This is a genomic window from Bacillus sp. AFS012607 (genome assembly GCF_002558005.1).
In the GTDB taxonomy this organism is placed as follows: Bacteria; Bacillota; Bacilli; order Bacillales; family Bacillaceae_G; genus Bacillus_A; species Bacillus_A thuringiensis_S.
In genome coordinates this window covers 1-22,993 of the sequence record NZ_NTVM01000018.1, presented here as the reverse complement: position 1 = coordinate 22,993, position 22,993 = coordinate 1, and the positions used below count along the sequence as shown (strand labels likewise).

The following is a 22,993-nucleotide window of genomic DNA, read 5'->3' as shown; positions in this document are numbered from 1 at the left end:
TAATAATATAGTTACTATCAATAGAATGGGGAGAAGAGACCATGTTTAAAAACATGAAATTATTATCGGTTTTATGTGTCTTTATAATCACAATACTTTCGGGTTGTAGTGATAATTCACTAGCATTTAAAAAGGGTGAAAAGTATAAAGAAAATGATGGATCAACATTCATAGAAGTAGTTGAAGAAAATGAATGGAAGATGCATCGTGGTAAAGATCGTCCTAACGAATATGCTTTGTACAAAGTAGAGGAAACGGAATTTAAAGCTGGAAAATATGCTGTTTTATCAATTTCACTAAAAGAGAAGTTTGGTAAAAGTGATCCTTTACGACTTGCCGATGGTGGAGAAAAGTATTTAGTTTCACCGACTGAAAATGGAATTTCTACTAAAAGGGTAGATTTATCATCAAATAACTATTGGGAGAATTTCCAAAAAGAATTTAAGGCAGCTGATGATAAAGAAGAGTTCCTAAAAAAAATATCTGAAGGTAAAACTCGTAAGTACGAAAAAACAAACTAAATTCCATACAATGAAGAGCAGAATCATTTAAATGATTCTGCTCTTTTTTATTGTCACAATCAAGTAGGGGAATGGGAGGTAAGGGGATATGTTTGGCCGAGATCAACTGTTATTTCCAGCTATGATAACTTTTATGGTTTTAATGATTTTGCTATTTGATGCATCGCTATCATTCATCATGATTCTTACAGGAAAGACAATGTAAGAATGGAAAACGTCAAAGCAGCTGTAAAAGATGCTTGTTTGTGGTTGTTGGTTTTGGTTTTAACAACTTTAACCTGGCTGGGAATTGAAAAAATGGTTATTACCATGCTATTAGACTGAATTTATTTTTTGTTTGCAAACTCTTTTTGCACAATTTGAATGGGGGAAAGTCATGAATATTGTTGCAATATTTCATTTTGTAAGTGGTTTAAGAAGATCGACTATTGTCAATGCGGAGAATATAGAGAAAGCGAGTATATTTATTAATAATAAGTTTTTTCAGGGTGTTGGACATGCAATATTTGAAGTAGAGATGCAAGAAAGTAGAGATGGATTTGAGGGTATTGATGGTAAAGTAGAAAAGTTTGAAGTGTTTCGTGATCAAGTAATGTTTATTGATTATCAAGTTAAATAATTTATGTAAAAAGAGCAGATTCTTGTGGCTGCTCTTTTTTATGTATCGAGATTAGCAATAAACAAAGCATATTAAGTATCTTCAGTATGTTTTGTTTGTAATTAATCGATTAATTACAAGCTGATTAGAAAGTGGAGGTGTTAGCATGGTAAGGTTTGGTCAAGTCGAAAAAGCTGTTGAAATTGTGAAGGAAGAAGTTCAGGAGCAAGAGAATGTAATCACAGCTGTTGTAGGTGGTATAGGAACAGGAAAAGATTTTTCTGTTATAATACCTAACATTCTGCTAGAGGAAGAAAAGAATTTAGTAGTAATAGATCCAATAGATCAAATATCAAATGTATATACATTTAAAGAAAAACAAGGATATCATATTCTAACGTATAATTTAGAAAAAGAAGATATTTTGAAGCAGCTAAATAATGATTTAATGGCAAAAAAAGAAGAAAAACTTTTAATTCATGTAATCTTCCCTAATGAATTTTTTGGAAATCAAGAAATGAATAGTCAACGTGTTATGGAATTCTTAATGGAAATAAAAGAAATGCAAGATATAAAGTGGGGACAAGAAAAATCATTACATCTTTTCCTTATGGAATATGAAGAATATGCATCTCCTAAGTTTCATACCATTTTTCAAACATGGTGTGGTTACAGAATTAGCACCACATTGAGTGTTCAGCATGTACTAAGATTAGATGATGTTATTCTAGATAATTGTCATTATGTACTTTATAAAAGAATACTTGATCCACAAACAGCTGAATGGATTGCAGAGAAGCTGAAATATCATCATGTAGAATTTCACTCAAAATTTTTAGTAAAAAACTTATTGTTTTTACCATTGACAGCAGGTATGTTAATGGATTTACCTCTTAATTTAGGAATCTTACAGAAAAACTATAGAGATAATCCTTATGGAAATAAGTCATGGACAAAACTTGTAGAAACTTACAATGCTGAGGATATTTTGGGCAGAGCGTTATATCCTAAAGTGTAAAAAAATCTAAAGATAAAGATGATAAAAGAGCAGCTCTTTAAGGGACTGCTCTTTTTTTAATAGTCAGTTGAGTATAAGAGTGGAGAATTGATGATCTAGAGAAATCAGGATTAAAAGTGAGTGTGAAAGTTGATGACGAAATCTTTATTTTACTTTTAACCTGGGGGAAATGGTTGGAGACGGGCAATGAAGAAAGTTAGAAAATGTACGAAGTGCCAGGGCAAAGGTTTCATATTCGGTAAAAATTACATAATAAAAGAGAGTTCATTTGGTTATGAAACGCAGGAGTTTGGTATTAAAGTAACCTGTACTAACTGTTATGGGAAAGGTGTGAAATAATTAATGCCTGCCTATGTATATATTATTCTAATAGTTTTACTTCTTACAGGTATAACGTATTTAGCGATAAATCCGAACAGGGTTTGGGGAAAACAGGAGTATATTATTTTAGTAAGTTTATTTCTAATATCTATTACAGTTGTTAAAAATCTTGGAAGTGATATTAATACAAGTATAGAAAAAAACAATAAACAGATTGAACATAATATCAAGACAATGGAAGAATTGTTAGTAAGTGAATTTAATATACCAGCTGAAAAAATTTATTTAGAGGAAAAGACAAAATATTACAAAGTAACAACTAATACAGGTATTTATAAGGTCACATTTAGGTATGATTCTCAAAAAAATATAATTGGTATTCAGAAAATAGATCCTATACTAACCGTAGCAAACGAGGGGGGAAATCATGAACAAGGAAGTCACAATAAAAATTAATGAAAAAGGTTGGGAAATGTTCGTTCAAGTTGGAGAGAACTTATATGAAGAGAAAGGTGTCATGCAGAAGTTTAATGATGCTTTAAACGTAAAAGGCGTGTTAGACGAAGATGCTGCATGGATGTCAGATCCTTTGTTTCAAGTACTTAGTGAAAACTTCTTTTGCTATCAGGTAGCAAATGCCTTAATAAAAAGCTAGTAAGAGGGTGAATGTTTTGAATGCAGCAGAAAATGAACGTAGGATAGGTCAACTGGAAGAAGAAATTTGTGGTATATGGATATCTTTATTTATAGGATGTATTATGTTTTTGGCATTACAGTGGGGAATAGAACCAATGATGAAAAATGTACTAGATAGGGAGGGTTTTCCAACTACTCTTGTTGATATTATTTTTAATTATATTATTGGTGCTGCTTTCTGGATAGGGTACATCATTGGAATTATAACTATTTTGAAGAAAAAGAAAGAAATTAGGAGATATAAAAAAGAAAAGAATTCTACTTCAAAAATTAATATACAAAAAGATGATATAAATCAGAATCCCGTTTATGTAATTGATCATAGCAAGGATAAAAAAAATCGATATGAAAAAGGGGATAGAGATATGATGAAGCGAGTATTTAACCAAAATAACAATGTTTCTACTAATTTGGGTAAACAGAACACTAATAAAACTAGAGGTAAAGGAAGTCCAATACGTTCATACAATGGATCTACTCATTCTTCTAATAGTACGGAAAGTAATGACATTAATAATATTGTTTTAGGTGTTGCATTAGGAAGTTCAATTTATTCATCAGGGGATGATAATAATTGTTCCCAACCGGATTCTTCATCGATGGGTGATAGCGGCCCAAGTTGTGATTAATGGTTTCTTGAGGATTAATAAAATAAGAGAATGTAAAAGAAAGAGCAGATCCTTAATTGGCTGCTCTTTTTTATTGGTAAAGATTAGCTATAAACAAAGCATATTAGGTAGTAATCAGTATGTTTTGTTTGTAATTAATCTCAAAAGGAAAGGTAATTTAAGAAATTAGGGAAGTGGGGATGGAGATATGAATAAGAAAAAAGCATTAATTAGTTTAGCGTACGCTATGGCGCTATATAGCTTAGTAGGTTGTTCGAATTCTACTAATACAGGTACTATGGCAGCGGAGAAAGAAAAGGCTGCTACAAGTGAAAATAAAGAAGTTACAAATACCGAAGAGAATTATGAATTAGGCGAAATTAAGATTACGAATAAAGAACGAAATAAGGAATCAAGAATTGAAGTTTTAGAAGCTCATATTGTTGATGATGGCGTAAGGGGAACTGATCCTCGAAATACAGCCTTACAAGAAGTAATCATTTTACATGATAAGGTACAAGATTGTAATTATCTATATACATATAGCTCCAGCAGTACGGGATCGGGTTCAGCGACAATGAAAAAACTAGAGTGCGGTAAGAAAGAGTAAGGTGATTCTATGAAGAAGCTAATAAAAATGATATTTAGTATAGAGTGTCTCATATTTGCACTGATGATATGGTTTTTCTTATGGTCTTATACATGGATGACTAATGAAGCAAAAGAGGATAAGGTAAAATCCCTACAAACTTATGAAAATATTAAAATAGCAGAAGAGTTAATTGCAAAGGAACTAAATAAGGATATTAAAAATATTAAGTTATTTGATAATAGACAAGGCAAAGAACTAAATAATCAAAAATGGGTAGAAGAGGACATGAATTGTAATGTCAAAACGGATGATGGAAAGTATAAAGTGTATTTTAATGTCAAAAAAATAATTGATAAAAAAACGAATACTGAAATGTATGCCCCTAAAAATATTGAAAAATTAGTAAGGGAGTAACTTAAAATGGTCAATATTATTATCATTTCAGGAATTGTTTTTCTAATATTAGTATGCCTAGTTCTTTATATCCATTGGCTTATAAATTAAAGGGAGAGAAGAAATATGAAAATAAAAGAAACAGATTGTAAATATACGTATTGGGAAGAATCAATAAAAATGTTTTATAAAAAGCAAGAATGGCAACGAAAAAGAGAGCAAGCAAATCAAGAAAAACGAGAAGGTAAGTAGCATGGATTCGCAAACAAAGAAGAACAAGAGATCAATAAGAGGGTTAATTAAAATAATAAGCATAAGTATACTAGTTGCTGGCTTTTTCGTTTATATAGGATTTGGTGTTAATGAATATGTGGATAAAGGCAATAAGATGTTTGCTATAAAGGAAGAACAAACTCAAAAAAACATAAAGATAGCAGAAAAGATGATTGAAAAAGAATTAAATATTAGTAGTAAATATTTCAAAATGTTTGGTATACAAAAATATGTACTTGGACAAGTAGAAGTAGAGTTACACGCTGATACGGAGGATTTTTGGATAGAAAAGGATTTAACTTGTAAAGTGCAAGTTAATGGTGAGAATTATAGTCTTATTTTTGAAACCCAAGAAGTAGAGAGTGAAAATGAAGAACTAGAAATGTATGAACCAGTAAAAATTAACAAGATCGTAAAGGAGCATTCATAACATGTCAGCTGATAACAAAAGATTTGGTGTATATGTACAAGGAGTACTTATAGACAGTTATGATAATATTATGAATGCTTATGAAATAGCAGGATTTTCAACAAAGGCTACAAACATACCGCATGAAGTTCGAATTATATCTGAAAATAAAGTAATAGATCTATTAAGACAAATTAGAGAAAAAAGAGTGATTATTAAACCTATAGAACTGCCTCCTCAGGCTGTTAGATTGGATGAATATCTTGAAGAGATTTGTGACTTAATTCACTGTAATGATGAGGAAGGAAAATACTCACTTCAAGTTTTTACTGATAGAGAAAAGGGCAGGGATGGTGAGTGTTTTGTAGGTATATCTTATGGTATAAAGTTGGTGAAAGATGAAGAAGTAAAATGGAAGCAAATTATCATTCGAGGGCATGATTCAGCGTTAGCTAGTGACTTAGCAAATTTTCATCGTGCCATGCTCTTACAAGTATGTAATGCCATAGCGTTATATTTTCAGCAGGGTATTTATAAGTGGAAGGATATTAAATGTAAAATTTTATATGATTTTAAGGTCTTTAATAATGAAGCTTTTAAATATGATTCATCAGATTCTTTTGTAAAGCATCGTGTCTTTGATAAAGAATATAAAGATAAAATAGAAAATACACTTAGTGGATGGAGATAGGTAAGGGGGTTAATAATGTCAATTTGCAATGAAGGAATTCATGAGGATTATACTTATGGATTCCTTTTTTATTCTGAAAATAAAAGAATTGTTTTAGATGATGGAGATCAAGAGTACCCAATCGATGCAGCTGAAGTACTCCTGGAAAAAGAATATGTGTTTATAGAAGAATTAATGAAGCTTGATCCATTAAAAATACCAGGGTTGAGAGCAAGGATTAAATTACAAGTGAATTAAATAGAAATCAAAAGTCTATCAAAATATATGGTAGGCTTTTTAGTTTTATTTAATAAGGAGTGGTTAAGAGTGCTGAACAAAGTAACTATTGAGTTTGGAGAAGGAACAAAAGCCTGGAAGGATATGCAGGATGTAATGATTGTTTTAAAAGAAAAAGGATATTCTGTTGAACCCTATGAGGGAATTGGCACTGTAAAACTAACTAAGGAGATTGTTGATGAAATGTCTGAGGAAGATAGAGGTGCAGAGTCATTAGCAGCGGTATACCATTCTAAGTAAATTGTCATAGCGCTATGATTCGACTGAAAGGAGGATTCTATGGAAGAGAAAGCAAGAAGTCCAACCAATCCCCTTCTCTCAACTGAGGATAGATCCTCATGGTTGTAAAGGGAGGAGGAATACGATTGTGGTTTAGAAGGTCATTTAGTTTACTATTTGTTGTTATGCTTCTGTTTGGAAGCTTGGCCGACTTTGTAACAATTGGACATGCAGAAAGTACTTCGGACCAGAAACAGGATCAAGAGAAAAAAACGGACGATGTGACTGTGCTGCAAGAAAAATCGGATCTGAAGAGTACAGGAACTAATCCAAACGAGGTAGTTGTGGCAAATGGTAAAAAAGGTAGTGAGTTGTTTGATTTTGAAGCCTTTATTAAGCCTTCAGACATTGTAGATGGAACAGCACCTTTTGATTCGAATGATGAAGCAGGTAATGATTCCAGCCCTAATAATGGCATTGTAAGGACGTTTGATACAGTAACATATCCGCTGAAGGTGACAATTAATCCTAAGAAGAATGAAACGCTAAAAAATATTAAGATGAAAATCACCGGTACATTAGAAAATGGAATTACAAACAAACGTGTAAATGCAAAATTTGCTGTTGGCGGAAAAGAGGATTTAGAAAAGGGTATCGTATCTTTTGATATGGAATACACGTTAAAAGAAACAGGTAACTCCTTAATGATCCCTGTTACAGTGGAAATACAAGGGGCAGAGCATGGACTAAAATTAAAACCTAACATAAAAATCCAGGTTATAAGTGTAGATGGGAAAGATATTACAAATGAAAATGTATCGCAATCATTTGATGGTATTAGTCCCGTTACTACTTCAGGAAAGGTTAATGTAAAGGCTCGCTTTACTGCTTCTTATGGTGGAATGCCTAGATTGGATTATAAGGTTTATGATCCCAATGCAAAAGAGGATGATCGTACAATCATATATCCAGTCGCTTTAGATTTATTTGTTAATAATTTACCTAACCGAACTGATTTACGAGGGGCTACATTCCCTGCTGGAAAGATTAATTATCACTTTAATTTTTCAGGAAAAGTCGATTGGGATTATAAATCGTTAGGTGCAGAAACATTGAATTTTGAGGGTCGGGATAAACCGATAAAGATTTTTAACTATCAGGCTATTGATAAAATAGTAGATAAAGTGCCACAAGAAGGTACGGAAAGTTTTGAAATTGGGATGAAGGGCTATAAAGATCCTCGTGCTGAGACAGCAAACAGTCCTAAATCATATATTCCAAAAGATAAATGGAATGCTAGTGATATTGATAAATACACGATTGACAGTGTATGGGATAGTGGAAAAGTACGTTTGAATAAACCAGAAATTACAAAGGATCGTGTAGGTTATACGGGGAGTATAGAAGACTATGTAATTGGTTCAACCTTCCCAACGATGATGTCAAGGCCAGGTTATTCAGTAATTCCTACCTTCGGAAAGAATGAAAAAGCATTTTCAAGCACACGTTTCTTAATACATTCAACAAATGAATATTATCCTGTACTGGGTAAAAATAATAAGGATAATCTACCGAATAATGTGTATTATTACTTAGAATTTGTTATTGATTCTTATGAGGATGGCAAGGGGAATACAATTCCTTATAACACTGTTGGAAGATACACACTTACCGAAAGGAATAACCCTAAAGGTGCATATTCCATACAAACTACATTCCATACAACAGATCATAAGGAGTTAGGTACCCCAAATGTAGGCTATAGCGCTGTATCTAAAGGAGATCCAACAGTTATAGTAGGACAAAATGTAAAAGTCGTAAGTCATTTGAATGTTCGTGCTGTTACAGAAGGTGGTACAACGATGATTTATAAGTGGAATACAGATTCGTTTTATCTATCGAAAAATGGTGCGGAAACAGCTAAGAAGAACATGTTAAACGAAGGGTATCCCAATACTTCTGCGGGAAGAGTGACAAATAGTGATAAACAAAAAATCTATTTTGGAATATCTAAAAAAGGGGATAATTCCTTTGAAACACTAACCCAAAACAAAGATGAGGATTATGATTGGTATAGCGCATATGATGAGGCAAGGAAAAATGGTGAGGTAGCTGCTATCAAAAATGATATCAATGCATCTATGGGAGATGGTGAGGTTGTAGCATGGAATATTCCTTTAGAGGTAAAAACAAAGAAAATAGGTAGTGTTAATGAAAAAGGAACGCCAAACATAACGGTTACGGATTCAATAGTTTATCCTTCAGCTGATAGAAAAGTAGGTTATCGAGTACGTGGTGAAGGGAAATATAATAACTTTACTGAGTATGATGAAAAGGGAAATATAACAAAACTGCAATCTCCTGTAGGAAGTACTGTGAATTTTGAAACGCTAGGCATTATGAATGGTGAGACAAGTAGTGATGTGAAAACAAATAAAAATACTTATTACAGTTCAGATAATGTTAGTGTCACCGTTGATAATTTAGTAAAGTTACCTGATGCAATGGATTATAATTCATTAGATGAAAAAGTAGAAATGAGAGTAAAAATACCAAAGGGCCTTGATTACGTGGTTGGTTCTGCTAAATATGGTGATCAGTACGTTGAGCCGAAAATTGAGCAACAAAATGATGGAAGTAATCATTTGATTTGGCAAGACACATTGACTCGTGGTAATAAAACGCTCAAAAAAATTAACTTTGAGACAAGAATTAATCCTGTATTGCTTCCGCAAGGAAATCAGGTAGGTTTGGAAATTAAGAATGTTCTTAGTAGTGCGATGGATACAAGAGCAGAAAAATTTAGAACAAGTTCTAAAAATATTTCAGTTGTAAAAATTGGTATGGTCGGTGTGAGTGAAACACTTGAGAAAGTGACAGGGAAAAAGAACAGTGATTATGTGGTCGGTGTTCAACCGTATACAACAATCAAAGATGAGTCACATATTAAGGCACTTACATATGTTCCAAGAAATAAGGATCATAATGGATCTGCTTTTAATGGTGTCACTTTCTTGAGACAAATAACACTAGAAAATGCTAATAATAAGAACGTTGAAATATGGCTTAATAACAGCTTTGTTGAATCGAATAATCCAAACAAAATTGATTTAAAGTCAAATGGTTGGTATAGGTATACAGGAGAGCAGGATCTATCAAAAGTGGTCTCTATTTTCCTGTATATAAATGATTCATTAAGTAGCAGTGATATTGTAAAAATGAATCTTGTTTACGGCACACATAAAAATGAATTTGGAGATTTTTACGTAAGTAAAACAGTGGTAAATACCTCTGTTGATTACAAATTATCTCCTGTTTCTAACCAGGTGAAATATACAATTGTGGCAGATGCAAATTTAGGTCTTAGAAAAATAAGAATCAATACTGCACCTGCTGATATTGGTTTGCCAGTAATTGTACGTTTAGACAAGGATATCATTTATGAGGACTCTAATAAGAGTAATGTTGCTGTTAACTTATATGATAAGGCTGACAACAAGCTGGTTGACAGTAAAGTATATACAATTCAGGAATTACCGGAGGAAATAAAATTCAAGGTAGATCCTAAATTTTTAAAGAAAAATAATAAGAGAAACTACGAGGTTAGATTTGAAAAAGTCAATAAAGAATCTATATTTATCGTAGATGGGAAAGGCAAAGTAGATACAGATGGTTATACTTCTTCTGAAGAAACTGTAAAGGCAAATGCTAAAACATCTGCTGAGTTAAAGTATAAAGGCGTTATAATGACGGAGCGTGAAGTCGGAAGAGAGATGGAAATCTTTTATGAAACACTTACAATTCCGTTAAAGCAGCTGCCTAAACAAAAAACTGGCTATGGTTTTGAGTTGAAACCATCAGTTAGTTATACAAATGAATTAGCAGTCCCTTATGATGTTAAGGCAAATGCTTTAGTAGATAAGAGATTGATTGATTCTCATTTGAATTATGAGAAAAAAGGAGATCAAATAGTTGTTCCGTTAGAAGAAGCTGAGAAAACAGGCAGCACGGACAAAAAGAACACTGATTATCTTTTTGAATTGCCACATATTAATGTGGAACAAAAAACGGGTAATTTATTTACAGATCAGCAAGTAAAAGATCATGATCCACGTATTAAGAATGCAATAAAAGATGGAAAAAGAAAGTTATATGTTCCGATTTGGGCAGACCTGGGAGAATACAATGTTTTAATAGCATCAGGAATCCCAATAGGTACTAATAAGGTTAACTTTGAGGTAACACAACCATTAAGTCTATATGCATATATGTACGGGACAATTGGCTCTCAAACACTGAAAGATGATGAATTACTGTTAGAACCTGTTGATCCAAAAAATCCTTTCTCAAATGGCAAACCGCCTTCAGGTTGGTCAGATGAAGATGTTGCTTGGTTAAAGCAATAGGAAAGGAGTTGAAAAACGTGTGAATGTCCTAACCTATAACTCGGCCAAGAAACAAATTATCTTTATGGCACTATACTTTGTAATTACAGGAATTGTAATACGCTTAATTGGATATTCGTTGCAAGGAAGCCTTTCTGCTTTTGCTCAATCAGGTATTGGAGATTTACTTTCAGGTAATTTATCAGTAGGTAATTTATCATTAGGTGATTTGTTCCACTTTGATTTTAGCTTTGATACAAGTCAATTCGATGGATTTAGCCTTAATATGTGGATTGGCTTTGTAAAAGACAAAATTCATAGTTTTATGGATGATTTAATGCCCACTACATTAGGTGCAATTAATATGCTGATGTTGAGCAAATACCTAACTGTAGAGCGTGCTATTAAATTAGGAATTAGATTGTATTAAAAAAATAAGTGGGTAAGAAAAGAGACGTGATTCTTAATTACGTCTCTTTTTTATATAAAAAAACAAAAATTGAGAGGATGTTGTAAAAATGTTAGATCAAAATACGGATCGTAGCTGGTGGATGATTGGAGCAGTAATCTTAGGTGCAGCAATGGTAGGGATTACAGTGGTTGCTTTCCCTGAATTGGGAAACTCGGTAATTGATGTCTTTAAACAAAAACTTGCTTCAGTAAAATAACTCTTTAATTAGTGGATGTAAACTATTATCCAACAAATTAGGGAGAGAAAACTCTCCCTTTATTTGATTGGAAAGGAGTGAAAATAGTGAAAGAACATCCTTTCATCCTAATGATAATAGTCTTTGGACTTTTCTTAGTGTCTATAGGTGGTTACTACTATAGAGAGAATTTTGCTACGGATTCGGTAGTGCAAGGGATTACAGAGACAGTCCGAGCAAGTGCCATATCTAATATGGATAATAGTTCGCGTATTCAAAGCGGAGAGCTATACCTTTCGAAAAGTGATTTTGAAAAAGATTTCAAAAAACGAATTGAGTCCAATAAACTTGTAAAAATCAGCGGTAAGGCGAAATATGAGTTTAAATATTTAGATAAAAAAAATGGATCTATTAAGGCGATTAGGACAATTATTCAAGATGGTGAAAATACGTATCAAGCGACTTACAAGGTAAGTATCGCGGCATCTTAAAAGAAAGGAGAATGTCATGTTAGGAACATTTAAGAATGTAGTAGTAAAAAATAATAAAAATAATATTGATTTTAATTCGAAGATTTTCCAACAATCGGTAGAAACTATACGGAATGATTTGAAAAACAGTAAGGCTGAATTAGTTATTGATGCTATGTTAAAAGAAGAAGCAAGACGAGAAATCAAAAATCTTATCAAAAATAATTATGCAGCTCATTTTATGGATTGTGATGAAAATAGGTTGGATGAAGTTTACGAGTACGTTGTATCTGAGATTGTAGGTACTGGTGTTGTCGAAAGATTAATTAAAGAACGACCAGATATTACTGATATATCATATAACGGTAGCCATTTAATTGTAGAATCCAGTGATTATAAAGATATTTATAAAGAATCGGATCAGCAAATTACTGAGAAATATATAACACGAGTAATTCAGAAATTTGCTCATGCAGCAGGGAAAGAGTTTGCACCTAAAACCCCAATCTTTGATGGTGTATATGATTCAGTACGAATTAATGCAGTTCATAACCAAAATACAATAGGGAATTCTACAATGTCATTAAGAATTGTTCGCCCGAAATTGGTATTACATGAAGGGAACTTTGAAACATTTGCCCCTACGTTTATGCTTGAGTTCTTTAGAATTCTCATGGAAACTCGAAATAATATTGTGATTTCAGGAGAAACAGGGACAGGTAAGACTGAGTTTTTAAAGCTTTTGTTCTCGTTTATTCGGTTTGAACATAAGGCAATCATAATTGAAGATGTTCCTGAAACGCATGTAAAAAAACTATTTCCTGATAAAGATGTATATAGCTGGTTAACCGGAAATGGAGTTACTGTTACAGATCTTATAGAAGCTGCATTACGAAATAATCCGCGCTGGATTATGATTTCAGAATTACGTGGGATGGAAGCATATGAGATGATTCAAGCAGTATTTTCGGGACATCATGTTGTTACTTCTTTGCACTCTGTAGATGCTGAAACTTCTCCAAAACGACTTGTTAATATGTCGAAAATGGGATACCAATTTGATGAAAAATCTTTTGAAGAGGATATTTTGCGATATTTTAATTTTGGTTGTCATATTAAGAGATTGGTAGTAAAAACAACTAAACAAGGAAATGTAAAGATTAATAGGGTTATTCGTTATCTAGCAAAGGTAGTGGAATATTCGCCAGAGGGTAGCAGAATGGTATTTGAACAAAAATATCAAAATGGTAAATTTACTTATTCAACAGGAAGTCTATCTGACCAATTTTATGAAAAGTTAGCAGAAAATGATATAACTTACAAACTTCCTGATTTTAAGGATGTAGTGGCTGTTAAACAGGGGTTAATCATTAGTAGATAAATAATAGAAAACTTTGGGGAAGGAGGTATAAAGTTTGAAGATCTCTACTTTTAATGCAAAAACAAAGAAAAAGAGATTTGTAAATGCAGAAGAAGTAAATGCGTTTAAAGTAGCATATGGGAAGCCTTTAAATAAAAAAGATTATCTTAGATATGCTGCTGTTCCGGGCTTAGTTACGGGGGTATTTTCTTTTCTCTTATTATATATATGGTGGCTTTCACTGGTTTTAGGAGTGTTGGGATCTGTATATGGATTGAAAGTGTTAATGCCCAATATTGTTAAAAGGGCATATGAACGTGATTCTTATAAGGAAAGAAATAAATTTGTCAATAATATGACCTCTCTTTTGTCGAATGAGAATAAAACATTATTTACCGCTTTGGATCAAGCAAGCGAACGCGCAGAAGGCGAACTGAGAGGCGATTTGAAAATATTAATGGCAAATATTTTGGGGGCGGATCAAACACAAGTAATTCAAGCTTTTAAAAAGCTATCGAGTAAATATCGTGAAGATATTACGTTTGATCAGTATTTAGAACAACTTGAAACGTGTGTTTTAGAGGGAAGAACAAACCTGGAAACATTAAAAGATATTAAAACTCATCATAATGAAACGAAAGAAAAAAAGGATGAATATGAACGTAAAAAGGAAGGGCATTTGAAAGATATGAAAATGCTATGTGGCGTTATAGTCGTATTCGTCCTGGCTATTACATTTTCATTTGGTTTTAAAACGTATATAACAGCATTTGCAAGACATCCCATCGGCTGGATTGCAAGTGGTATTTACATGAGTTTAATGTTTTTCTTCTTTAAATCCTTTACTACATACCTTTTTGATGACTCAATAATGGAGGTAAAAGCATGAAGGTAGTAACAGCAAAAAGTAGTAAAAAAAATCGTTACAATAGATTGCTGGCGGAAGAAGATTTATATAGTATGTTGGAAGAGATGGGAAACACAAAACAAATGATAGATAAATTTCAAAAGAAACGATTCATACAATCATTTGTTATGGGGGTATTCGGATTGCTACTAGGTCTATTTTTCTCAAGTTGGTGTTATCTAGTAGCACTTGGATTACCGTTTTTTTTATATCGTTCCAAGTATACACATGTTACTAAAATGTATAGTGCCTTTAAATTTGAAAGGCATTTAAATTTTTCTAAGTTCACTAGATTATTAATACCGTACTTAAAAGAATCAGATGGATCAATAAGTTTATATCAAGTTTTTCGAAAGATACTTAATCGAATGGAAAATCCAGTGGATAAAAATTCGTTGGCCAAGTTAATGTCTGAAATGACAGATAAGCCGAATGATATTCAGCCTTTCACTGATTACGCTATGCGTTCAAGTGGAAGTGATATGTCAATTAATATTATGCAAACTATTTATGATTTTCAACAAAATTCAAGTGATACGAATGTTATTAATGAGTTAGGACAAATGACAAGCGCTGAGTTACAACGAGCAATTGATGAAATAATTGCTTTTAAGTTAAAGCGATTTAATTTCTTCCCTACGAAAATGGTAATGAGTTCATTTATATTAGTAGTGGGGTTTGCAGCAGCGGTATTGGTACATCACCTATCATCTATTAATCTCTCGTAAATAATAAGGGAGGGTGAAATATGCTAGATGGTGCAATTATGACAATTACAAAATGGTTTATAGGGTTAATGTTGATCATGTTAATGGTAGCAGTAACCCTTTTTTGTATTCAGTTGAGTGATGTTAATTCGTATAAACAACAAGTTAATTATCAAATTGAAAGACATGGTGGATTAACAAAAGAATCTGTTCAGAATTTAAAAGATTATAGTGATAAGCAATATAAAGGTGCTTTTACTGTGAAAAGTGATCAATTAAATGAAAAAGTAAAATTTGGTGATGTTGTTGATTATCAAATAGTAGCAAACTTGAAAATTATTCTTTTTAATTTACCTGATGTAAAGATGGAATTTAGTGGATCTGCAATCTCGCAAGTGCGCTAGAGAGAAGGTGTTTGAGAAATGCTTGAAAACAATGTATTTCGCTTAATGATTTTTATGGGTGGAATAATTGTACTCATTGCGATCATTACGATTTGTTCAGACGGAATTCCTGATGTGGAAGAGGTATTTCAGCACTTTATCTCTCAAAAAAACACAAAGTATTAAGTAAAGGAGTCAATTAGATATGGCTAGGAAAGTTGGTAAAAATGAAAAAACGCCATTGCAGAATGCAGCAGCGGTGCTTTTAAAGAAGCAAGGAACGACATATGAGGAATGGTCTCAAAAGATTGTAAGTGACAATTGCTTGTCTCTACTTCAAGGGGGGAATCCTGAGTGGAGAAATAAAATGTTAGAAGGAGCTGCGATGGATCTCATCGCAGCTTCTGTTGTTGAAGAAGAAAAAAAGAACAAAACACAAGGTCAATCGGATGTACAACCGAAACCTAATCATTTAACTCAAAATAATCAATCACATAAATAAGAAAGTGGGAATTTAAAATGGATCTATTCAATATTTTTGCTATCAAATTATTAACTTACAATGATTTCTTTGATTCTGTAAGTAATGCATTAACAACTTGGTCTGGAAAGTTACAAGGACTTGGTATAGTAGTTATTGTTTTCTGTGTATGTATTATTGCTTTCATGTTCATGTTCGGTGAAGGGCCAAGCCGTACAGCGAAAAAATGGTTGCTGTATGTTATTGTTGGAGGCGTTCTTTTATGGGGAGCAGGAGCTTTTGCAAGTACAGTTCAAGGCGTTACATCTGGTTTCTAAGAAAAACACTGGAAGAGAAGCTTATTATTTTGTAGGCTTCTCTTTTGTTTAAAAACATCCTATACATGAAATGAGGCTAAGAGAATGTATATTGTAGAATTTTTGCAAAAAGATCAATCTAAAACATTTAAGAAGTTTTTAAGGAAAAATAAGGCTGGGAATGGGAAACAGCTGGGATTAAGGATGGCTGAAGAATTAATTCAAAGGTATATTGAGCAAAATCAACAAAATGATAAAGTAGCACTTCTACTTCAGGATATTGAAAACGAGAAAGCTTATGAATTTGAATTACCTGTAGAAGTCAGTGAGAAATTTTCACTTTTAACTGCTATTTCAAATGACCTCGAAAAAGGAGTAGAGTTTCATTTAGGAATGGAAATTAAACAAGGTATATATACAAGTTATCAATCTGAAGAAAAGCAAGTTGAAATAGAACAAGAAGTAGAAAATCCTAAGAAGAAAAAAGGTGGCTTTTTAGCGAAATTCTTTGGCAAAAAGGAAGAGGAAGTAGAGAAGAATAATACTTCCAATGAAATGTTAAATGATGGTGGAATGCAAAAAGAGTTTGCAAAGGAAGATGAAGATCCTTTTACAGTAATGTCTGTACATGAAATGCAAGGTCAGGGAGCAAACGTTTTTGAAGAATCAGACATTCAAGGGTTACAAGAGCAGGCCGCAGCTTTATCTGAAGAAAATGAGAAAGATCTTTTTGCTATTGAGGATGAATTAAATGAACAACTGCCTACAGGAGTGAATTTAGAAAAGGAAAATGAAGATCTAGCATTTGCAGTAATTGAAAATGATCCAGTTCAAAGCTTGGAAGAAGAATTGCTATATGCTGATTTGGAAAAGAAAGAGCCAACTGAAGAATCCATTGTTGAAGTTCAAACAAAAGATGTAGAGTTTCCTGAATATAGTCAATTTGTGGATTTGAGAGAAGTTGAAGAAAAACAAAAACGGTATGATTCTAGATTCACTGTAAAACATCTATTAGGATTGCTAGGCATTAGTGAAGAAACTGCAGAAACAGATTTAGAAAAGAAAAAATTACATTATGTAAAAAATGTTTTAAGTGGAAAAGAATTTTTGCTCATCCAGGATAGATATTATCAAGATATTAATAACCTGCAAGATGAAATTCGTTTAACTCTTGAAAATATTCATAAAGAAGTTATGATGCGTGATTATCAAAAAGAAGCAGAGGAAAGGCTACAAGAAATCTTTGAAAATAATTTCCAACGAATGGTAGCAGAGTTGGATGGATTTGAAAATAAAGAAAATCAAGAAATGCAGCAAAAAATTAATGCATATCGTGACAAACAACAATTAGAATTAGAGTCATTTAAGTTGCAACAAGAAGCGGAGTTAACAGCATATTCTTCTGAATTAGAAGAGCGCAAAAATACATTAATAAGTGCTCGTGAAGAAGAGTTAAAGAAAGAGAATGATATTGTACAGAAAAAGACAATTGTAGAGAAAGTTTATGAGTTGAAGGTAGAAGGTAAAAACGATTTAATCGATAAAAAGAGCATGTATCTATCTGAGTATATTGATGCTGTAGAAGATATTATGAATGCAGCCTATGAACAGCAAGAGGGAGAATTTGTACGTTTAGATGAAAAAATCAAGCAGCTAATTCCTGTTTGGAAAGAAGAAATACAAGCAGAATATGATAAAGAGATAAAAGAGCGCCAATTAAAATTAGAAGAGGATAAGAATAATAGAGAAAGAGAAGAACTAGCTTTACGAAATCGAGAACAACAAGCTCAAGAAACGAAGAATAATGAAAAAATACGTGAGTTACAGAATCTTGTAGAAGAATTAAATGATAAATTAATTAAATCATATGCTGGTAAAGGTCAATTACCACCACAATCAATGTATATGTATCAACCTGTACAGCCTGTACCACAGCCAGTATATATGTATCAACAACAGCCAATACCACAACCTGCACAACAGCCAGTTCAGCCACAACCAACACAGCAACCTGTAATGCAACAACCTGTATACCAACCACAATCGGAAGTTACTCCTAAGAAACGTGGGAAACTTTTTGATCAATTATTTGGTTCTAAATAGTATGCAGAGAGGTTAGGAGGATATGCGAGTGGGAATTGGAAAACTCTCATTGAAAAAGAAGAAGTATCTTCATCACAACTATAAAATTGATGGAGAAGATCTACCTAATGAAAAAAATACGATAAATAAGAAAGCACTCGCAATTTCTTCAGCTGCGGTGCTTTTTCCATTGAGTGGGTTGAATTTTATAGCAGGTACGTACCAGTCAATCATAAATGATCTATCAAAGACAATTGAAAAACCAACTATTTTTGATGTGTTTGGTACAGATTGGGAGAAAAGTGTATCAATTAAAAATGCATTTTTACCTGTGTTACCTACAAATGTATACTTGGTTAGCTTATTGGCTTCAACGCTGGTAGGTTTTTTGGTGTATTCAAAAATTAATTATCGAAGTGATGAAAATGTAGCCTATGGTCAAAAAGGAGACAGTCGCTTTACTACAATAGAAGAAATAATAGAGCAATATCGAGAAATTCCTGAGAAAACAGAAGTGTTTGAGGGATATGGTGGTGTACCTGTTTCACATTATAAAGACAAATATTATATCGATACAGATACCGTAAACACCGCTATTCTAGGCGTTTCACGCTCCGGTAAGGGTGAAATGATAGTAGTCGTAATGATTGATAATTTGAGTAGAGCAAAAAATCAATCGAGTATGGTAATAAATGATCCAAAAGGCGAGCTGTATAGTGCATCCAAAGAAACATTAGAAAAACGTGGTTATGATGTCCAGGTTTTAAATATTTTAGATCCCTTACAAGGTATGTCTTATAACCCGTTACAGCTCGTCATTGATGCTTGGGTTAATGGAGATGATCAAGAAGCTGCAAAACGTGCCAACACATTAACTTTCTCGTTATATAACGATCCTAACGCTGGCGACAATGCATTCTTTAATACATCTGCCCAAAACGCTATTAACGGTATTATCCTAGCGATTGTTGACTACTGTGTAAAGAATAATTGCATTGAAAAAGTTACGATGCACAATGTATCCCAAATGCTAAATGAATTAGGAACATTTTATTACAAAGAGAATCCCGATGATTTTATTGAAAAGAATGCTTTAGATGAATACTTTAAGAGCTTACCACAAGGAAATGTAGCAAAGATGCAATATGGATCAACTAGTTTTGCGGGAGAAAAGGCTAAAGGTTCAATTTTGGCCACTGCAAACCAGGGGCTGCAAACATTTGCAGATAAAATGTTTGCAAAAATGACATCAAAATCTAGTTTGGATCTAAAGCAAGTAGGTTTCCCTAAAAATTTATTCTTCCAGTTAGATGAACGTTTTCTAAATAAACGTGTTACAGTATCATTTCATAAAAATGATGAGAAAAAGACAGAAATAGGCAGCTACAAAATTAAGGTTAAAGCTTTAGGCATGTGCAACATGAATTTTGATGAAACATTAGAAGATGGAGATCTGTTATTAATTCGTTATCAGGATGAGGAAGATCCAAATAAGAAATATCGATTGTTGTATAGATTGAAATTTGAAAAATTATTGGATGAAAAGGGAAGAGTCGTTTATCAGAAAAAAGAAGGATTTGAGGACAAGCCTGAATATAAGAGACAAGTGATACTAGATATGATGGCCAATACATTCCCTCTCAAACCTAAAACGAAATTATCGTATTCTGACAAGCCAACAGCTGTTTTTATGATTGTTCCTGATTATGATAAATCAAACCATGCTTTAGCAAGTATCTTTGTTAAGCAGCTGTATACAGAGTTATCCATGAATTGCAATGATACGAAAGGTAAAAAATGCTATAGACGTGTTCATTTCTTGCTAGATGAGTTCGGAAATATGCCACCTATCGATGATATGGGTGGAGTATTAACAGTTTGTGCTGGGCGTAATATGTTGTTTAATTTAGTGCTTCAATCTTACTCGCAAATTGAAAAATTATATGACAAGGAAGCAACAGAAATTAAAGATAACTGTCAAAACCATATTTATATTATGTCTACCAACAAAGATACAATTGAGGAAATATCGCTTCGTGCAGGCCATAAAACGCCTATTGGTAAATCGTCTAATGAAAGTCATATGGAAGCAGATAATAAATTAACTAAAAATGCTGATCAGCAGCGAATTATTACACCAGAACGTTTATCTCAATTTATAGAAGGAGAAACGTTAGTACTTCGTGCACTTCATAGACAAGATATTAATCGTAAGAAGGTAAGAGCATACCCGATTTTCAACACCAAAGAAACTAGTATGCCTTATCGTTGGCAGTTCTTAGGGAAGGACTTTGATACCTCCAGGGATTTGAATGAAATTGATATACCTTCTCTACATACTGGATTAGATCTAACAGATCTGTATTTGGATTTCTTAGACTTTATATTAAATAAAACTGCGAAAAAAGAGTACATGAAAAAGCAGCAAGCTAATCCTGTAGTTAAAGAACAACTCACTATTGATGATGTTGTTAAATCATTAATAGGACTTGTAAAAGAAAAACGAAATTTAAATGATACAGAAGATATTCGCAAAAGATTGATACAAATGCTATTAAATTATGCGAAAGATAATATTGTACCTAAAACAGAAGAAATTGCATTTTTAATAGAGCATTCTTCAGATCATGCAATTACAAGTTATCTCGAAGAACTATTGAAGATATTGACAGAACAATAGAGTCAAAATAAAAAAGAAAGGTAGAACAGTTATGGCTGCTACGAAAATAAAAGAATGGATTTTACAGTGTAAGAGAGTAGTAATTACTGGGGTGCTTACAGTTACTACGTTGTTATTAAGCCTTATATTTGCTCCTTCCGCTTTCGCTGGATGGTGGACCGACATAGTATTTACAGTAAAAGATATTGATAAAGCAGAAGTGATTGCATTCCTGAAGAATGACTGGATAGAGTATTCAAATATATTTGGTTCTTTTCTTCAAGCGTGTGAAGGAGGGATAATCCGAACACTGTTTAGGATAGCATCCTCTTTAGAGGGATTAATTCCTGAAACATTCTCTTTCTTTGATATATTGAAGGATGCAGGTCTGAATGATTTTGCATCATCCCTAATGAAAGGGCTATTCTACGCTTTGTTCGTGTTGGTGATAGTTTGGTTAGGATTTAGAACTATTATTCAACACAAGCCACCACGATTTAAATCGGTGGGGGTTAACATTATTATAATGATTGGGTTATTAGGTGGATTAAATGAATTTATGGCAGATTTACAAAAAATGTCCACTGATTTTTATGAAGAGGTAACTGAAGGAGATAAAGATGATGGGGGATTAGCATGGAATTTAGTAAAGCATAATACAGCTGATTTGGTTTATCTAAGTACGGTTGGTTTTGATGCTATAAAAACTGAGGATACAAAGGCCGTTTCTGATGGACAGATAAGCAAGAATAATCTAAATGAAGAGATGTACTTAAAAGCAGATTTAGGCGATTTGATAAGTTACGAAGTTGTAAAAAAATTAAAGGATAATGATAATGTAGCAAAAGAAACACAATTTTTAGCTTACAAGGTTACAAATAACGGAGCTGAAGAAGATCTTGAATCAATTGAGGAAAGTTTTTTCAATCCTTTTAGTGATACTTTTCCATCAGGATATAATCGTTATCCGATGAAATTTGGCGTTTTGTTTTGGGGATTATCAGCTTTAGTAGTAGCTTATTTGTTTACCTTATTTGTATTTATTATGACAATATTTGAGATTGCAATGAAGAAAATTATTGCCCCATTAGTATTCGTAACGGATATAGAGACAGGTGAAAAAACAAAAATGGTTATACAGGATATCCTGAGAGGATTCCTGTTATTTGCGTTTACCGGAATAAGTTTACGTTTCTATGTCATTGTGGTTAATTTCCTAGCAGATCAGGATGTTAACACATTCCTATATATTGTAGCTATGATCTGTTTAACTACTGCATTAATTAAGGGATCTGAATCAATCTTGAAATACTTTGGTGTAGATGTTGGATTGAAAGAAGGAAAGAATAATTTAATGAGTGCTATTGGTACGTTAGCTACTGCTAATGGATTAAGAAAAGGTGTAGGAAATATGGTTAAGGGTGCAAAAAATATGATGAGTGGTAGTGGACAAACACGTGAAGATACACCTAAACGTTCTGAAATGGATTCGGAAGATAAGGATGGAAATCCCAGCGGAGAACAAAAAAATAATGCGAAAAAAAATGGTCTGCAAGGGAAGAAACTTGCTAGAAATACCGGCGCTGCTTTAAGTTATGTTGCAAATCGCGGGGTTGGCGGCATGATGAATGATGCAGGGAATAAGATGTCTGAAACTGTAGGCGGTGCTGTTAATAAAGGAAAAGACAAGGTTTCAGGTGTAGCAAAAGGTGTATCAGATGGAGTGAAAGGAACAATAGATGAATTTAAAGGCGGCCAGGCTGAAGGGAAACAAAAAGCCCAGGAAAACGCTGATCGTCAAACGCTAAATAAAATCGGAAAGGACATCCATAATAATGCAAACTCAGGTGTTGAACAAACTGGAAGTCCGAAATTAGCGAATAATTCAAATGCACATTCTACTGCAAGTCATAATGCTAGTGAAGGGACAAAAGAGAAAAAACAAAAAGCAGTACAAGATATTGAAATGGAGAGTAAATTAAGAGAAACGGGAAGAGCTGA

At 33.0% G+C, this 22,993-nt stretch carries 27 protein-coding genes; all 27 read left to right on the top strand.

Annotated features, from left to right (window positions below; all coding sequences use genetic code 11):
• Nucleotides 1–41: 41 nt before the first annotated feature.
• Complete coding sequence (locus CN409_RS21040; RefSeq protein ID WP_098217844.1) at nt 42–521, top strand: DUF5512 family protein; 480 nt, start codon at nt 42–44, stop codon at nt 519–521.
• Between the two features lie 376 nt (nt 522–897).
• Nucleotides 898–1,140 (top strand): hypothetical protein, encoded by a 243-nt coding sequence (locus tag CN409_RS21035; protein WP_098217842.1) that lies wholly within the window; start codon nt 898–900, stop codon nt 1,138–1,140.
• 145 nt (nt 1,141–1,285) lie between these two features.
• Nucleotides 1,286–2,137 carry a type IV secretory system conjugative DNA transfer family protein gene (locus tag CN409_RS21030; RefSeq protein ID WP_098217840.1) on the top strand — a complete coding sequence of 284 codons (852 nt, stop codon included), beginning with the start codon at nt 1,286–1,288 and terminating at the stop codon, nt 2,135–2,137.
• A 342-nt stretch (nt 2,138–2,479) separates the two neighbouring features.
• Nucleotides 2,480–2,914, top strand: a complete 435-nt coding sequence (locus CN409_RS21020; RefSeq protein WP_098217838.1) for a hypothetical protein — start codon at nt 2,480–2,482, stop codon at nt 2,912–2,914.
• Complete coding sequence (locus CN409_RS21015) at nt 2,886–3,113, top strand: hypothetical protein (protein ID WP_001031663.1); 228 nt, start codon at nt 2,886–2,888, stop codon at nt 3,111–3,113. The genes CN409_RS21020 and CN409_RS21015 overlap by 29 nt, the downstream gene beginning before the upstream one ends.
• Nucleotides 3,114–3,129: 16 nt before the next feature.
• Nucleotides 3,130–3,783: a hypothetical protein gene (locus tag CN409_RS21010; protein WP_098217836.1), complete on the top strand. Its 654-nt coding sequence runs from the start codon at nt 3,130–3,132 to the stop codon at nt 3,781–3,783.
• 187 nt (nt 3,784–3,970) lie between these two features.
• On the top strand, nt 3,971–4,372 hold the full coding sequence (locus CN409_RS21005) for a hypothetical protein (protein WP_053513359.1): 402 nt from the start codon (nt 3,971–3,973) through the stop codon (nt 4,370–4,372).
• A 9-nt stretch (nt 4,373–4,381) separates the two neighbouring features.
• Nucleotides 4,382–4,768, top strand: a complete 387-nt coding sequence (locus tag CN409_RS21000) for a hypothetical protein (RefSeq protein ID WP_086401591.1) — start codon at nt 4,382–4,384, stop codon at nt 4,766–4,768.
• Between the two features lie 105 nt (nt 4,769–4,873).
• The gene (locus tag CN409_RS32570) at nt 4,874–4,999 is read left to right on the top strand and encodes a hypothetical protein (protein ID WP_016083833.1); all 126 of its coding nucleotides are present in this window, start codon (nt 4,874–4,876) and stop codon (nt 4,997–4,999) included.
• A 1-nt stretch (nt 5,000) separates the two neighbouring features.
• Nucleotides 5,001–5,450, top strand: a complete 450-nt coding sequence (locus CN409_RS20995) for a hypothetical protein (protein ID WP_098217834.1) — start codon at nt 5,001–5,003, stop codon at nt 5,448–5,450.
• 1 nt (nt 5,451) lies between these two features.
• On the top strand, nt 5,452–6,120 hold the full coding sequence (locus CN409_RS20990; protein WP_098217832.1) for a hypothetical protein: 669 nt from the start codon (nt 5,452–5,454) through the stop codon (nt 6,118–6,120).
• 15 nt (nt 6,121–6,135) lie between these two features.
• The gene (locus tag CN409_RS20985; protein WP_098217831.1) at nt 6,136–6,357 is read left to right on the top strand and encodes a hypothetical protein; all 222 of its coding nucleotides are present in this window, start codon (nt 6,136–6,138) and stop codon (nt 6,355–6,357) included.
• A 69-nt stretch (nt 6,358–6,426) separates the two neighbouring features.
• Nucleotides 6,427–6,636 (top strand): DUF8088 domain-containing protein, encoded by a 210-nt coding sequence (locus tag CN409_RS20980; protein WP_240518653.1) that lies wholly within the window; start codon nt 6,427–6,429, stop codon nt 6,634–6,636.
• A 98-nt stretch (nt 6,637–6,734) separates the two neighbouring features.
• Complete coding sequence (locus tag CN409_RS20975) at nt 6,735–11,021, top strand: fusion protein (includes pXO2-28-29-30) (RefSeq protein ID WP_098217828.1); 4,287 nt, start codon at nt 6,735–6,737, stop codon at nt 11,019–11,021.
• Between the two features lie 19 nt (nt 11,022–11,040).
• On the top strand, nt 11,041–11,430 hold the full coding sequence (locus tag CN409_RS20970) for a hypothetical protein (RefSeq protein ID WP_098217826.1): 390 nt from the start codon (nt 11,041–11,043) through the stop codon (nt 11,428–11,430).
• An 88-nt stretch (nt 11,431–11,518) separates the two neighbouring features.
• Entirely contained in the window at nt 11,519–11,668 is a 150-nt protein-coding gene (locus CN409_RS31955; RefSeq protein ID WP_000886821.1) for a hypothetical protein, read from the top strand.
• A gap of 86 nt (nt 11,669–11,754) precedes the next feature.
• Complete coding sequence (locus tag CN409_RS20965) at nt 11,755–12,138, top strand: hypothetical protein (RefSeq protein WP_098217824.1); 384 nt, start codon at nt 11,755–11,757, stop codon at nt 12,136–12,138.
• A gap of 16 nt (nt 12,139–12,154) precedes the next feature.
• On the top strand, nt 12,155–13,498 hold the full coding sequence (locus tag CN409_RS20960) for a CpaF/VirB11 family protein (RefSeq protein ID WP_098217823.1): 1,344 nt from the start codon (nt 12,155–12,157) through the stop codon (nt 13,496–13,498).
• 34 nt (nt 13,499–13,532) lie between these two features.
• Nucleotides 13,533–14,366: a hypothetical protein gene (locus CN409_RS20955; protein WP_098217821.1), complete on the top strand. Its 834-nt coding sequence runs from the start codon at nt 13,533–13,535 to the stop codon at nt 14,364–14,366.
• A complete protein-coding gene (locus CN409_RS20950) occupies nt 14,363–15,112 on the top strand; it encodes a hypothetical protein (RefSeq protein WP_086401600.1) in 750 nt (249 codons plus the stop codon). The genes CN409_RS20955 and CN409_RS20950 overlap by 4 nt, the downstream gene beginning before the upstream one ends.
• Before the next feature lie 20 nt (nt 15,113–15,132).
• Complete coding sequence (locus tag CN409_RS20945; RefSeq protein WP_098217819.1) at nt 15,133–15,495, top strand: hypothetical protein; 363 nt, start codon at nt 15,133–15,135, stop codon at nt 15,493–15,495.
• 18 nt (nt 15,496–15,513) lie between these two features.
• Nucleotides 15,514–15,660 carry a hypothetical protein gene (locus CN409_RS31950; protein WP_170955797.1) on the top strand — a complete coding sequence of 49 codons (147 nt, stop codon included), beginning with the start codon at nt 15,514–15,516 and terminating at the stop codon, nt 15,658–15,660.
• Between the two features lie 19 nt (nt 15,661–15,679).
• The gene (locus CN409_RS20940) at nt 15,680–15,976 is read left to right on the top strand and encodes a hypothetical protein (RefSeq protein ID WP_086401602.1); all 297 of its coding nucleotides are present in this window, start codon (nt 15,680–15,682) and stop codon (nt 15,974–15,976) included.
• Nucleotides 15,977–15,993: 17 nt separating this feature from the next.
• The gene (locus CN409_RS20935; RefSeq protein WP_000362938.1) at nt 15,994–16,272 is read left to right on the top strand and encodes a TrbC/VirB2 family protein; all 279 of its coding nucleotides are present in this window, start codon (nt 15,994–15,996) and stop codon (nt 16,270–16,272) included.
• 84 nt (nt 16,273–16,356) lie between these two features.
• Nucleotides 16,357–18,354 carry a hypothetical protein gene (locus CN409_RS20930; RefSeq protein ID WP_098217818.1) on the top strand — a complete coding sequence of 666 codons (1,998 nt, stop codon included), beginning with the start codon at nt 16,357–16,359 and terminating at the stop codon, nt 18,352–18,354.
• A 22-nt stretch (nt 18,355–18,376) separates the two neighbouring features.
• Complete coding sequence (locus CN409_RS20925; RefSeq protein ID WP_098217816.1) at nt 18,377–21,013, top strand: VirD4-like conjugal transfer protein, CD1115 family; 2,637 nt, start codon at nt 18,377–18,379, stop codon at nt 21,011–21,013.
• Between the two features lie 31 nt (nt 21,014–21,044).
• Nucleotides 21,045–22,993, top strand: a 1,949-nt coding sequence (locus tag CN409_RS20920) for a pLS20_p028 family conjugation system transmembrane protein (RefSeq protein WP_346426541.1), incomplete at its 3' end; no start/stop codon positions are given.